This window comes from candidate division KSB1 bacterium (assembly GCA_034521575.1).
Classification (GTDB): Bacteria; Zhuqueibacterota; Zhuqueibacteria; order Residuimicrobiales; family Krinioviventaceae; genus JAXHMJ01.
Genome location: JAXHMJ010000005.1, coordinates 1,548,592 through 1,561,688, shown reverse-complemented (window position 1 = coordinate 1,561,688; position 13,097 = coordinate 1,548,592). Strand labels below are relative to the sequence as shown.

Here is a 13,097-nt window from a genome sequence, read left to right as displayed (position 1 = left end):
AAAGACTGACCTTTGATTCAAATCGAGATCAATTAGAACTGGATGTTTTCGCGTTCTGACGATTCTGCCGAGTATCCGGCAGATCGATCTGAATAAGGAAAGAGCTTTGTGTCAGGCGCGGCTTGAGATTGAAACAACGGGTGCGCAGAGTCTGTCGCTGCAGTTAAATTTACAGGGTGAATCTGTCACTGCTGAGGCGGTCAGTTTGCAACCGGGACGGCAGCAAGTTATACTGGATTTTGAGATCCACAATCCCCAATTGTGGTATCCGCGCGAGCCCTGTTTGTACACATTTACGCTGCAGATGTACAGTGGGAAAGACATGCTCTGTGAAAACGTGTGCAAAACCGGTCTGCGCACGCTGGAACTGGTGCGCGAACCGCCTCCCGATCCGGAGTTGCTCAAAGTACGCACCCTGGCGGATGCGTACCCTTGAGTTTATTCGCCGGTGAGCTGATGCAGTTTTTTCAGGTTTTCGTCTAAAATCCGACGCGCATTTTCATAAGCCTGCTGGCGCCCTTTGCGGTTCAGCTGTTCAAAATCCTCCAGCCAGAGTCCGCCGGTTTCCATGCCCTGGGTACAGTAATACGGCGTGCGCTCATACACCTCGCCGCGGCCCTGCAGCCGCAGATCATTGGTTTGTTCCAGATACTGTTTCAAAGTTTTGAACAGCGATTGCCGCTGCGTCCGGTAATCGGGATTTTCAGCCAGATTGTTGAGCTGGAACGGATCCTGTTTAATGTCATACAGCTCAAACTCCGGCCGTTTGCTGAATGACCAGTCGTAATACTGGCGATTTTTCGGATCATACTTGCAGGCCAGCACTTCTTCTTTGGCCGGACCGTGATCCACATCGCCGAACGGCCACATGTCCCAGTTGAATTCCGGCACTTCATGCCCGGCGGGCCAGCGTTCCGGACGCATATTCCAGATCAGAAGGTAATTATCCCGCCGCAGCGCGCGCATGGGCGTGGCCAGTCCGCCCGCGTTCGACCAGGCGTGGCGTTCCTTGTAGGTAAAAGTGATATTGCGGTTTGGATCGATTTGACCGGATTTTTCCGACAGCAGCAAGGGCATCAGACTGTTGCCGGTCATTTCTGTCGGGATCGGAACACCGGCAGCCTCAAGAAACGTGGGGGCAAAATCAACAAGATTCACCAGATCATCGACCGTACGGCCGCCTTTGATGCGGTCACCCCAACAGATGGCCAGGGGCATATGCGTGCCGTACTCGTACAGATTGGCTTTGGCGCGCGGGAACGGCATGCCGTTGTCCGAGGTGACCACGATCAGCGTGTTGTCCAGGTCGCCGTTTTTCTCAAGCGTCTTTAGCGCGCGTCCCAATTGCAGGTCCACCCATTCGACTTCGGACAAGTAATCGAGGATATCGCTGCGTACCTCCGGGGTATCCGGCAGGAATCCCGGCACCTCAACACTGTCCGGGTCTTTGCCGCGGCGTACGCCCAGTCCGCGGGCATAGGCGCGGTGCGGTTCGAGGGTGCCGAGCCAGAAACAGAACGGCTGATCCGCGGTCCGGTCGTTCAGGAAAACTTTGAAATTGGCGGCGTAATCGATATCATACATCTCGTTGGTGACACCGAACTCGGTCCAGGGCCGCTGTTTGATGTCGTTGTAGCCTTTGCCGGCGGGATTGCGGGTGCGTCCGCTGTCCTCAATGCTTCCCGGCGCCCAGCCCTTGCCGGTGAATCCCACGTGATAGCCGTGTTTTTCAAGAATATCCGGATACACCGGATAGCGGGCGGGAAACTGTCCCCAGAGCACGGCGCCCTCTTCCAGTTCCCAGCCGTTGCGTCCGGCCAGGATGGACGCACGCGACGGCGCGCAGGAAGGGGCGGAGCAGTAGGCGTTGTTGAACAATACACCTTTTTGCGCCACCCGGTCAAAGTTCGGGGTTTCCACGGCTTTGCAGCCGGTGATGCCGCTGTGCACCCACGACCAGTCGTCGGCAAGCACAAACAGGATATTGGGTCTTGATTGTGATATTTCGCCGGAGCAGTACAGCCCGGCGGCTGCCGCTGCGCTCAATGCGGTTTTCAGAAACGTACGTCTTGATGATTCAGACATGAGAGGCTCCCTGTAGTATAATTTATGACAACAGCCAGAGCTCCGACAGACAGTACGTACCAGAGTACGTACTGTCTGAGAGTGGAGCAATTTGTTGTAAATTAATTAGATAAAAGATGTTTATTTAGACCATAACAGTGCATAACTGTTTGCGCAAATAATATGGCGATTTTATTTGATAAATTCAATCGTTTTCAAAAAAGGAGCCGTACTTTTTGGGTATCCGGGGTGTGCCGCTGCCACTCGTCGCACAATTTGGAATTGTACGACGAGGTTGATATATGGCGCCCAGCCCGCTATGGTCTTTGTCGTACAGCTTGGCTGCTGTGCGACAAATGGGAGGGGCAGGAACGAGCCTTTTTCAGGAGTGTGCCGCTCTCACTCGTCGCACAATTGAGAATTGTACGACGAGGACCGGTATATGCGATTTCTGCCTTGAGCAAGGGAACACATTTTGTTTTTTCCTTCTCACGCCTTTTCTTGAATTGTTTTACATTGTTGTACGCCGGAGATAATTTGTGCAGAAATTGATTCTGGTCATAGTCCTGGCGGATCTATTGATAGGGAGTCGAATTGATGCGCACTGTTGATGTATAGTTTTGGTTTTATACATTTCTGACTTTCAGCCCCATTAATCTTTGATTTTTCTCTTGTATTTACCTGAAATATCATTAAATTATGTTATGTTTATCATGAAAAGGAGGGTACAATGGCAAAAGTTGCTGTAATTGAAAAACCGTTGCGAGAAAAGCTGGGAGAAGAAGGCTCTCAAAGTCTTGTTAACTTGATGAATGTGAGTAAAGAAGAGCAAAAACAAGAGATGCTGACGATTGTTGAAGACAAATTTGAGCATCGCTTGACCAAAGAAATCGGTAACGTCAATGAACGGATTACCAAGGAAACAGGAGTGCTTAAGCTTGCGATATCACAAACGGAACAGCGTCTGGATAATCGGATCACTATAGAAATATCCAAAGTCAATGAGCGAATGACGGAAGAGATTGGCAAAGTTAATGAACGCATGACGGAAGAGATTGCCGGTGTTAAAAATCAAATATCTGACACCCGCGCCGACCTTATCAAATGGATGTTTATTTTCTGGATCGGTCAGGTGGGGGCATTATTGGGGATTTTGTTTGCGTTTTTCAAATAAACTCGTTTGAAAATGGCCAACAACGTGTAACATGTTATAAAATAAGGTAATAAGGTAACACCTTCGTTGTCTTGCGGCACCTAAGCTTGCAAAGATAAAAATAAGGAAAAATACCCTGACAGGGGATAAAAAATGCAAAGCTACAAACTGTCGTTATCGGATCAACAACATCTGCCGCCGTGTTGCTGAAATCGTATTATTGAAAGCCTTATTTCAGGTGATCTTGTTTCCCCCGAGCTAAAGCTCGGGACTATGAAAAAATAGCGACGGGTCAACACCCCGAACAGGAGCACAAGAAATGTTTCGAGTGAAAATCCCCGATTCAGGATCGGGCCGGATCACGTCGGCGCTGCAGCCCGCTCTGTTCTTTGTCGTACAGCTTGCCTGCTGTGCGACAAATGGGAGGGGCAGGAGCCTTTATCAGGAATGTGCCGCTGTCACTCGTCGCACAATTTGGAATTGTACGACGAGGTTTGGTTTGGAGAGTATCATCCGCGATGCTGCTGTGCGATAAATGCGAGGGGCAGAGGTGTCCGTGAGAATCAATAGTGGCACCTCGGAGAGGTTTAATTATTGAAGAACGCTTTCGTTTCCGAGCTCCGGTGTTGACGCCGGGGCGGTGTGCGGACGGGCGGTAGCAGAAAAACATAAATTCAAAAGTCCCCCTATGTCTGTATCAGAGTAGACATAATATTTACGCTCTGCCTTGATTGTTTTACTTTATAATTTTTCGACTTTTCCTTGATTTCCATCCCGGATTTTCGTATTCTAATTCTGGATACTAAAAAATATGAGGTGCATTATGAGACACTGGTTGACAGTTTCAGTTTTGTTGTGTTTGATGCTGTTGTGTGGCCAGGTTCAGGCGGCCGCGGATATATCGGTCGGCGATTTGACCTGTGAGTATAAAACCAATCCCCTGGGCATTGATGTTCGGCAGCCGCGTCTGGGGTGGAAAATTGCGGCAGAGGCGCGGGATGTCCGACAATCCGCTTATGCCGTGCAGGCATCGTTTTCAAAATCAGATTTGCTGAATAGTGAAAATTTGGTTTGGGATACCGGTAAAGTCAAATCCGGTCAATCCGTGCATATTCCCTATACCGGATCGGAATTGCATTGCAGTCAGCGGGTTTACTGGCGCGTACGCGTGTGGACCAACAAGGGGGAAAGCGGCTGGAGTCAACCGTCATTCTGGGAAATGGGGCTTTTGGAGGCCAAGGCCTGGCAATCAGACTGGATTGAGCCTGATTTGGTTGAGGATGATTCAATATCCAATCCCTGTCCCATGCTGCGCAAAGAATTTAAATTAAAGGACGAGGTCAAATGGGCGCGCGCATATGTGACCGCAGCACGGTCTGTACGAGCTGCATATCAACGGCGAACGCCTCGGGGATCAGGTGCTCACGCCCGGCTGGACCTCGTATCATGAGCATATTCAATACCAGACCTACGATGTCACTGATTTGCTGCAGTCGGGCGATAATGCGGTCGGTGCCTATCTGGGCGACGGCTGGTACCGCGGGAATCTGGGTTGGGGCGGCAACCGCAATGTCTATGGCCGAAAACTGGCGCTGCTCGCGGAAATTCGCGTGCAGTATGAAAACGGCGATTCTGAGATCATCGGCACAGACGACTCCTGGCGATGCAGTACGGGCCCGCTTCTCATGTCTGATATCTATAACGGCGAAACCTATGATGCACGCCTAAAACGGGACGACTGGGCTGAATCCGGATTTGATGACAGCGACTGGAAAAGCGTAACGGTTCAAGCGTTTCCGAAAGATAATCTAATAGCCCCGGTCGGGCCTCCGATACGTAAAATTGAAGAGATTAAACCGATCGATATCCTGGTAACACCGGCAGGTGATACGGTCGTGGATATGGGCCAGAATATGGTTGGCTGGGTGCGGCTGCGCGTGCAGGGTCAAGCCGGTCAAACGGTGACTCTGAGACATGCCGAAGTCCTGGACAAAGCCGGCAATTTTTACACCGAAAATCTGCGCTCTGCAGACCAGACCAACTGCTATACATTAAACGGAGAGGGCGTCGAAATATACGAACCCCGGTTTACCTTTCAGGGATTCCGCTATGTGGCTGTAGATGATTATCCCGGTGACCTGACTTTGGAGGCCATCACCGGGGTGGTGGTGCATTCGGATATTGCGCCGACGGGTTCATTCGAATGTTCCAACGATATGCTGAATCAGCTGCAGCACAATATTCAATGGGGGCTCAAGGGCAATTTTCTTGATGTGCCCACCGACTGCCCCCAGCGTGACGACGACTGGGATGGACCGGTGACGCGCAAGTGTTTGCGCGCACAGCCTGCTTTAATGCCGATGTCGCCGGATTTTACGACAAGTGGCTTGCGGATTTGAGCGCCGATCAGCAGCCCAAAGGCCAGGTTCCGCATGTGGTGCCGAATGTGCTGTCTTTGGGACAGGAAGAAGGCGGCTCTGCCGCTGCCGGCTGGGCCGATGCCGCGTTGATTGTGCCCTGGACGGTTTATCTCTCCTATGGTGATACCCGCATCCTCGAACAGCAGTATGAGAGTATGAAGGGCTGGGTCGATTACATGGCCCTGCGCGCCGGTGATACGTACTTTTGGAATACGGATTATACATTCGGCGACTGGCTGGCCTATGCCACCGACCGCTCCGATTATCCGGGCGCGACCACATCCAAGGACTTGATTACACAGGCTTATTTTGCGCATTCGACCGATCTTTTAATACGGACGGCAAAGGTTTTGGGTCGGGATGGAGATGTTGAAACCTATTCCGCCCTCCTCGAAAAGATCAAGGATGTATTTGTCAACGAATTTATCACCCCGAACGGGCGCGTGGCCTCCAATACCCAAACCGCCTATGCTCTGGCTCTGGCCTTTGATCTGGTGCCGGATTCCCTCAAAAACAGCGCGGCCCGGCGTCTGGCTGAGGATGTTCGCGCCTTCAAGCATATCACCACCGGATTTCTCGGCACGCCGCAGATCTGTCACGTGCTCGGCGAATACGGCTATCATGATGAAGCGTTCATGCTGCTGAATCGGACTGAATATCCCTCTTGGCTGTATCCCATTACAAAAAACGCCACCACCATCTGGGAGCGCTGGGACGGTATCAAGCCGGACGGGTCTTTTCAGAATCCGGGTATGAACTCGTTCAACCATTACGCCTATGGCGCCATTGGCGATTGGCTATACCGGGTGGTTGCCGGTATTGAGATTGATGAGCAGCAGCCCGGTTACAAGCATATCATCATTCAGCCGCATCCCGGCGGCGGATTGGAGCACGTCAAAGCCGAACATCATTCACTCTATGGAGCGGTTGCATCCGAGTGGTCTATTGAAAAGGAAACTTTTACCCTTCGGGTCAAGATTCCGGCCAATACCACAGCGACGCTGCTGTTGCCGAAAACCGCTATTGATCAGGTCACGGAAAGCGGCCAACGCGTTGCTGATGCAGACGGTGTGATCAAAACCGGGCAAACAGGAAAAAGAGGCAGGGTACAGGTGGGTTCCGGTGAGTATGTGTTCAAATATGCATACTGATGTCTGTTTGGCCGGCGTTCTGTTCGATAAACCGGATGGATTTTATTATAGGCATGCATGGGAAATGTTGTAAAACAGTACGTACTACGGTACGTACTGTTTTTCAGATTTATCTATATCGACGAACCGATCAATGCAGTATATCCTGCTGCCTCCAGGGTGAATTCCGCCATTCCCTCTTTTACCTTGATGCGTTTGCCCTTTTTCATGTCCTTATCCGGATTGGTGGTATAGATATCCATGGATTTGAGTGATTGCGGCAGTCCGGTCACTGTAATCTGTCGTTCGGCGCCGTCATTTACAATGTGTAGACTATAAATGCCATCGTCAATATCGCCGAATGCAGCGCAGGTGATCTCTGGGTGATCACAAGTCGCGGGCAGGTAAAATGATCCCTTTGGCGTGAGTCCGAGCTGTTTCAGGTTCCAGAAGCGCTGGGTGGGACGCAACGAGCCCTCCGTGCCGTAGACACCGCCGCCGGTGAGTACCGAGTAATCCGAGGTCAACTGCCATTGAAGTATTGATTTTGCCTGACAGATGGAAAGAATACGGATATAGCGTTCAATTTCATCAAGTGCATAATACGGTTCCAAAAACACATCGGGATAGCGATGAGCGGCTGCGTTAATACTACCCTCGCCGACCAAAAGCGGCACATTCATTTCATCTGCCGCATCCGCCCAAATTTGCAGAGTCCAGGGATCGCAACCGCGCCAGGAATGAAACGACAGGGCTCCGATATATTTATGAGCGGCCGGGTCCTGAATGGCGGGCTGGATGAAATGATACGTGTTGGCATCGGAATTGTCGCCGAGCAGCATTTGGGTGGCCAGGCCTTTTGACGCCATAAATGCGCCCAGGTTTTTAATCAAGTCAGCATGCTCCTCCCCGGTTTGCCGAACGTTGATGCCAAGATCCGATTCATTAAATGAAAACATGACGGCTTCCACCCCGTAGGCTTGTTTGAGATGCAGCAAGTAAGCAGTGAGGGAGCGAATGATACTCTGCATTTTTACAGGGTTCAGGGCATTCCCGCGAAGACCATCGTCATTGCGCGAGAACAACTCTCCTTTTGCCGCCCAGGCCGGGGGATACCAGGCGCTGACAATGACGGGCATGCCTTTACGGGACAATTGTTGCGCCATCTGCATGGCGCTTTCAACACGTCTGTCCAGGTTACCGGATTGCGCGGCTTTCAGCGGATCCACGTGTTCATCCGGATGCCAGGCGCTCCACGGCATTTCCACGCGTCCCCAGGTGACATTCAGATTGTCCAGACAGTATTCGATAACCGGCGGATCCGTAACAGGATCCTGAAGCCGGAAATTGCCGCCGAGACCGTCGTATTGACGTCCCGGCCGCGAAGCGTCGAGTGTAATACGTGCGGGCGTCGTATCAATGGGTGCGTCGGCTTTGATGGTAAAGGTGTTTTCAGCTGTGTCACCTGATTTTGCCGTACCGGGCAGAATATTGAAATAAATTCGCAGATCACGGTCGCCGAACCAGGCGAACCCCTGTTGTACAATGATATCCACCGGTGTGTCAGCGGTCACTGATATATGACGGTCTCCCGACTTTACATTGATTCCGGATACCAGGGCCTGGGTCGGGCGGCCAAAGCAGCGAACTGTTCCAGCGCCTGAACAACGGGATTCGTGCCAACTTTGTGGCTGATGAATCTTGCAGATCAATTTCTGCGTTTTCATAATGAGTTGCGGGAAGCGTCAGACACAAAAACACACCGGAAACCATAGAGTCCGTTTTCGCTAAAGCCTGAATATGCAGTTCGGCGGCTCCGGTTCCGGCGGATTTTACGATTTCTTTGAATTCTATATCATCCAGCCGGGTGGAAATGACCTGTGCATCGCCCTCACGATGATACTGGGGACGCTGTTTTTCCTTGGCCGTGTGGGTGACGTGCATCAAATCTTCACCGATGATGCAAAGGCTGGTTTTAAAATCGATCACATGACCCTGTACACGGATTCCCTGTAAATTGCCCCAGGGCCGGCATTCCGGCTGGGCGCTGAGAGTTGTATATGCAAGTAATATGACCGATAATATAAAAAAAATGCTTGTATGGCTGGTGTTGTTGGGTTTGAAAATCATCTCAACTCCTGTTTGTTTAACTGTACGGCTGTATGTGCAGATTATTAATCGAAATTTATGATACAGTTATTTGCCGAGAGTGGCAAGTAAAATATTGTCATAGCATCACGCACTGTGAGACCTGCACTGCAGGCTGGGATTCTCCCGGATCGTTGTTAATAAAAAGTAAAGAATTCGGCTTGAATTTTAACGGTAAAATAACTATTATAGAGACATCGGGGACTTGCGGTCAGTGATCGGGATTTATGGAAACAGAACAAACAACAGGTTATCATATCTCCGATACAGTGGACGGATTGCTGCAACTTTTCTGTTTGTTTGTAGACTGCAATTGTTTATATTAAATGCTTAGAGTCTTAGTTTTTAGCTGTCTTACCAAGGGAGGATATGGGATCATGTCAGAAAAAATTGAAAAGGGGTGTGAAAGATGCTCAATGCGAAAGAAATATGATGCAAACCCCAAATCTCTGATGGGACGATTGTGGCGCTGGCATATTAACTGGTGTCCGGGATGGAAAGAATATATAACATTTCTGCCGGAAACAGAGCAACAGGCTTTGGCTGAACAGTACAATATCAAAAAATATCTACACCAGAGCAGCTAAAAACAGGTTTCCTGCGGTTAACAGTACATGCCTTTTCAAGCCGAATCTGTTTTAATGATTATGGAATTGATTTTTTTAAAAGCTGTACAAAGGTGGTTATGCAGGCGAATATTAAATTAATTCGGGATAAACAATCCGGAAAATTGAAATTGGAGACAAGTGGGACAAAATGGGTACTTTTTACAGGCCTGTTGTTTTTTTCTCTGCTACTGTATGTGCTTGGTTTATCCTGCTATAGAGGTTTTGTGAGTATAAAACCCTACAAAGGAACCGTGCAGACAATTCAGGCAGACTGGCTGTCTGCCTGGTTTGGTGCGGAAGGGAGCATGATGAGGCGAGTAGTGATTCAAACACCAGAAGGCGCTCGAATCACTCGATTCATTCGGGCTAAAGTTATGGTATGGAATCTGATCGAAAAAGGCGACATGATTGAGAAAAAAGAGGGGATATTTTCTCAGCCCAAGCCGATTGACAAAAAGACGCTCCGGGAATATAAAAAATTACTAAAGGAACAATAAAACCAGTTAACAGGATAATATCTATGGTGCGTATGCATGTGATAGCGACTTTAGTTTTTATTGTATTGGGCATTGTTCATACTGCTATGACCCTTGTCCTTTATGATGCGATAAATTTGGATGCGCTCTGGTTCGCAGGAACCGGTTTATGTTTGATCTTTCTCGGATTATTCAATTTGGCATCCAGATCAGCAGGCAATTTGATTCTATCGCTCTGTATTGCCGCGAACGCAATATGTACAGTTTATTTCGTGCTTATAGTACGCCTGCTGCCTGTGACAAATGCCTTTTTCGGTCTGGTTCTGGTTCTATTGATGCTGACTGGAACTGTGGTCCAGCGCAGTCAACGTGTAAAAATGAATTTTTAGAACTTGCAGAAAAACAGGTCAGTTGTTCCTTGTATTTCAGATTGACCTTTCCGCTTTTGGTGCAAATGGAAAATAGCCTCAAAACGATTCGCGGATTTAGTTGTGTATGCATTTCCATATAGACCAGATTTTTTATTGTACTCCAAAAGAAAACCTGCTTTATCCTTGACATTGTCAGAAAAATCTGTTATAATTAAACCGGTTCAATTATTGTAACGACCAGATTCCTGTTGTAATCCGAGCCGATTTTCTGTTGATTTGTTGTGCAAATCACTGTTCTTGTCAATCATTCTGTTTCACACAAGCCGGAGGAGTGTGAAAGTGCCGATTACCATCAATGATATTGCCCGTATGGGCAACTGTTCCAAAGCCACGGTATCCGCGGTGTTGAACAACCGACCGGGGATATCAGAGCCGACCCGCAAGCGCATCATGGATTTGGTGAAAAAATACAATTACAAACCCAGTCAGCTTGCCCGTTCTTTGTTCACTCATAAAACCCAAACCATTGGTTTGGTGATTAAAGAAATTGACAATCCGTTTTTTGCCAAGCTGATGCGCGGCGTGTATCAGATATGCTCTGAAAGGAATTATACGGTACTGTTGGGCAGTTCAGAACTGTCCTCCGTGCATCAGAGTGAAAGCATTGATGCTTTGGTGCGCCAACAGGTGGAAGGGATCATCATATCTCCGTTATTTGGGGATGATGTCAATAACGAATTGATTCTGGATATTCATAACGATGGTTATCCTGTGGTTCTCCTGAATGATATTGGCTTGAGCGGTGTTCCATCCGTGGGGATTGATAACCGCAAAGCCGCCTATCAGGCTGTAAACTATTTGCTGGGCAAAGGACATTCACGTATTGTATTTCTTTCCGGCCCTGATCATTCAATCAACGCGGCTGAACGTATAAAGGGGTATAAACAGGCGCTTGAGGAAGCGAGAACCGAATGGCAGTCGGAGGATGTTATTCCCACCGGATCCACAATTGAGGAGGGGTATAAAGTCGGGAAACGAATTTTCAATCAGCCTGTACCCTATACAGCCGCCTTGTGTTTCAATGATATGGTGGCGGTGGGATTGTCAAATGCCCTTGTGGAACACAATATAAAAATTCCCGATGACCTATCAATTGTAGGATTTGATAATATAAAGTTCTGCAATTCTATGCGGGTGCCCCTGACCTCGGTTGAAGTCCCTGCATTCAAGATTGGCACAACAGCAGCGCAAGTATTGTTCGATTCTTTCGATGCTTCGTCTGAGATACAACAGCGGTATGTGGTTGAGGCGAAACTCGTAGAACGGGCTTCAGTGAAATCTATACAATAAATGAAAGGAGATGTCTTGAAAATTGAAAAATATTCGATGGGAATTGGAGACCGGTTTGGCCGGGAAGGATCGGCGCAGCTTACTGCGATGTTACGTGCGCGGGAAATGGGGATTTCGGTGGTGCCGGTTTGGAACAAGTCACACCGCGAACACCAGATTGTGGGTACCCATCCGGATCAGGTTCGCCAGGAAGCGGATACCGCTGTAAATGATATGAACTGGAACGATAGCTATTATGTGGATGCCGATCATATCGGGCTGGATACCGTGGATGAATTTATCAAGGCAAGTGATTTCTTTACGCTGGACGTGGCCGATCAAATCGGTGAATCTGCTGGCGAGGACGAAATACGTGCGTTTGTGGATCAACACTCGAACCTGATAGGGGAACTGACTTTGCCGGTCCTCGGAACCCGGCTGAAAATCACCAAGGACGCTCTTGAACGGGCTGCGCAAACGTTCCTGTACGCTGTAAAACAAGCAGGACGAATTTACCGTCATATTCAGGAAAAGTCCAGAGATTCATTTGTCATTGAAGTCTCTATGGACGAGACCGCCTCTGCGCAGACACCGGCGGAACTTTTTCTTATACTGGCTGCAATAGCGGATGAGGGGATTCCGGTTCAAACACTGGCTCCGCGGTTTTCCGGCCGTTTTAATAAAGGTGTGGATTATGTGGGAGACGTACAGCAGTTCAAAACCGAGTTTGAACAGGACCTGGCGGTAATCCGTCTTGCTGTTGTGGCATTTGATTTACCGGATAATTTAAAGCTGAGTGTTCATTCAGGCAGCGATAAATTTGCCATTTACACTCCGATTCGTGAGGCCCTGCAGCGGTTTAATGCCGGATTGCATCTAAAAACCGCCGGCACGACCTGGCTGGAAGAGTTGATTGGGCTCGCGGAAGCCGGAGGTGATGGGTTGAAACTGGCTATCGAGGTTTACACTCAAGCCTATCAACGCTACGATGAACTGGCCAAACCCTATGCAAAAGTCATTGATATTCATTTCGACAAGTTGCCCAGTCCCGGTCAGGTATCAGAATGGGACTCTGAAACATTTGCAACAGCACTTCGGCACAATCAGCAGCATGCCAATTATCAGCCGGATGTGAGGCAGCTTTTGCATGTCGCTTATAAAATTGCGGCGGAAATGGGAGATCAATATCTGGATGCGCTGCAGACCTATAAAACTGTGATTTCCCGGCATGTAACCGAGAATCTGCTAAAACGTCATATTCGGGCCGTTTTTCCGGCTGAATAGAACCTTGCTGTCATCAAAACTGCAGGAAATAACATCTGTTTGACACAACATCAATGGACATTTGGAATGCTTTTGATTTTCGAAATGTTTTTCGTAAAATAACTTAGACCTAAA

At 48.9% G+C, this 13,097-nt stretch carries 13 protein-coding genes; 10 read left to right on the top strand and 3 right to left on the bottom strand.

Annotated elements, in window-relative coordinates; all coding sequences use genetic code 11:
• Positions 1–31 precede the first annotated feature (31 nt).
• Positions 32–436, top strand: coding sequence for a hypothetical protein (locus U5R06_20030; protein ID MDZ7725035.1), 405 nt, complete (start codon positions 32–34; stop codon positions 434–436).
• Positions 437–438: 2 nt separating this feature from the next.
• Here the strand turns inward: U5R06_20030 and U5R06_20025 are convergent, their stop codons facing one another.
• On the bottom strand, positions 439–2,085 hold the full coding sequence (locus U5R06_20025) for a sulfatase (GenBank protein ID MDZ7725034.1): 1,647 nt from the start codon (positions 2,083–2,085) through the stop codon (positions 439–441).
• Positions 2,086–2,794: 709 nt separating this feature from the next.
• On the opposite strand from U5R06_20025, the gene U5R06_20020 reads away from it, so the two are divergent.
• The 4 genes from U5R06_20020 (at position 2,795) to U5R06_20005 (ending at position 6,788) form a co-directional block, all read left to right on the top strand.
• Complete coding sequence (locus U5R06_20020) at positions 2,795–3,238, top strand: hypothetical protein (GenBank protein ID MDZ7725033.1); 444 nt, start codon at positions 2,795–2,797, stop codon at positions 3,236–3,238.
• A gap of 802 nt (positions 3,239–4,040) precedes the next feature.
• Complete coding sequence (locus tag U5R06_20015) at positions 4,041–4,667, top strand: hypothetical protein (protein MDZ7725032.1); 627 nt, start codon at positions 4,041–4,043, stop codon at positions 4,665–4,667.
• The gene (locus tag U5R06_20010; GenBank protein MDZ7725031.1) at positions 4,636–5,616 is read left to right on the top strand and encodes a family 78 glycoside hydrolase catalytic domain; all 981 of its coding nucleotides are present in this window, start codon (positions 4,636–4,638) and stop codon (positions 5,614–5,616) included. Before U5R06_20015 ends, U5R06_20010 begins: the two co-directional genes overlap by 32 nt.
• The gene (locus tag U5R06_20005) at positions 5,547–6,788 is read left to right on the top strand and encodes an alpha-L-rhamnosidase C-terminal domain-containing protein (GenBank protein MDZ7725030.1); all 1,242 of its coding nucleotides are present in this window, start codon (positions 5,547–5,549) and stop codon (positions 6,786–6,788) included. The genes U5R06_20010 and U5R06_20005 overlap by 70 nt, the downstream gene beginning before the upstream one ends.
• A 113-nt stretch (positions 6,789–6,901) precedes the next feature.
• On the opposite strand, the gene U5R06_20000 is transcribed toward U5R06_20005, so the two are convergent.
• Both U5R06_20000 and U5R06_19995 read right to left on the bottom strand, forming a co-directional pair.
• Positions 6,902–8,341: a hypothetical protein gene (locus U5R06_20000; protein ID MDZ7725029.1), complete on the bottom strand. Its 1,440-nt coding sequence runs from the start codon at positions 8,339–8,341 to the stop codon at positions 6,902–6,904.
• Positions 8,331–8,897 carry a hypothetical protein gene (locus tag U5R06_19995; GenBank protein ID MDZ7725028.1) on the bottom strand — a complete coding sequence of 189 codons (567 nt, stop codon included), beginning with the start codon at positions 8,895–8,897 and terminating at the stop codon, positions 8,331–8,333. The genes U5R06_20000 and U5R06_19995 overlap by 11 nt, the downstream gene beginning before the upstream one ends.
• 434 nt (positions 8,898–9,331) lie before the next feature.
• On the opposite strand from U5R06_19995, the gene U5R06_19990 reads away from it, so the two are divergent.
• The 5 genes from U5R06_19990 (at position 9,332) to U5R06_19970 (ending at position 12,983) form a co-directional block, all read left to right on the top strand.
• A complete protein-coding gene (locus U5R06_19990) occupies positions 9,332–9,502 on the top strand; it encodes a hypothetical protein (protein MDZ7725027.1) in 171 nt (56 codons plus the stop codon).
• 98 nt (positions 9,503–9,600) lie between these two features.
• Positions 9,601–10,020, top strand: a complete 420-nt coding sequence (locus tag U5R06_19985) for a hypothetical protein (GenBank protein ID MDZ7725026.1) — start codon at positions 9,601–9,603, stop codon at positions 10,018–10,020.
• Between the two features lie 148 nt (positions 10,021–10,168).
• Complete coding sequence (locus U5R06_19980; protein MDZ7725025.1) at positions 10,169–10,510, top strand: hypothetical protein; 342 nt, start codon at positions 10,169–10,171, stop codon at positions 10,508–10,510.
• A gap of 193 nt (positions 10,511–10,703) precedes the next feature.
• A complete protein-coding gene (locus U5R06_19975) occupies positions 10,704–11,720 on the top strand; it encodes a LacI family DNA-binding transcriptional regulator (GenBank protein ID MDZ7725024.1) in 1,017 nt (338 codons plus the stop codon).
• Between the two features lie 15 nt (positions 11,721–11,735).
• Complete coding sequence (locus tag U5R06_19970; GenBank protein ID MDZ7725023.1) at positions 11,736–12,983, top strand: tagaturonate epimerase family protein; 1,248 nt, start codon at positions 11,736–11,738, stop codon at positions 12,981–12,983.
• Positions 12,984–13,097: the final 114 nt, after the last annotated feature.